The 574-nt window shown below is 68.8% G+C and carries 2 protein-coding genes; both read left to right on the forward strand.

Annotated features, from left to right (window positions below; all coding sequences use genetic code 11):
* Positions 1-28 precede the first annotated feature (28 nt).
* Positions 29-466, forward strand: a complete 438-nt coding sequence (gene tnpA, locus IE266_RS26780; protein ID WP_189683190.1) for an IS66-like element accessory protein TnpA — start codon at positions 29-31, stop codon at positions 464-466.
* The coding region (tnpB, locus tag IE266_RS27330) for an IS66 family insertion sequence element accessory protein TnpB (RefSeq protein ID WP_189683191.1) at positions 463-574 on the forward strand (112 nt) is incomplete at its 3' end. The genes tnpA and tnpB, both read left to right, overlap by 4 nt.

Here is a 574-nt window from a genome sequence, read left to right on the forward strand (position 1 = left end):
TCGAGGTGAGACAGGATAGGACGGCAAAATGGACGTCTCTTTGGACGGCTCGACGGGTGGCTACGCGGGCAGGATCGAGGTTCTCGAGGGCCGGTCAGGCCGACGGTTTCGAAGCGAGGCGGAGCGGGCGCGGATCGCGGCGGAAAGCATGATGCCCGGAGCGAAGGTCGCCGACGTCGCGCGGCGGCACGCGGTGACCCGCTGGCAGGTCTACGATTGGCGCAAGAAGCTGATGGCTGGCGCGCTGGCTTTGCCCGCCGAGACGGCTGACGCCCCGATGTTCGCGGCGCTTGTCGTTGAGGCGAAGCCGGCGGGTCCCACACCCAGCCCGAAGCGGAGCGGCGGCGCGGTCAGGTCCGGCAGGATCGAGATGGTGGTCGATGGCGTGACCCTGCGGGTGGCGTCGGACATCGACGAAGCGCACTTGACCCGGATGATCCGCGCGATCCGGGCGGCCTCGCGATGATCTCGCCGACCGGCGGGTTGCGCGTCTACGTGGCCACGCGCCCGACGGATTTCCGGAAGGGCATAGACGGCCTGGCCCTGCTGGTTCAGGAAACGATGGGCCTCGATC

This window comes from Seohaeicola zhoushanensis (assembly GCF_014656415.1).
Taxonomy (GTDB): Bacteria; Pseudomonadota; Alphaproteobacteria; order Rhodobacterales; family Rhodobacteraceae; genus Seohaeicola_A; species Seohaeicola_A zhoushanensis.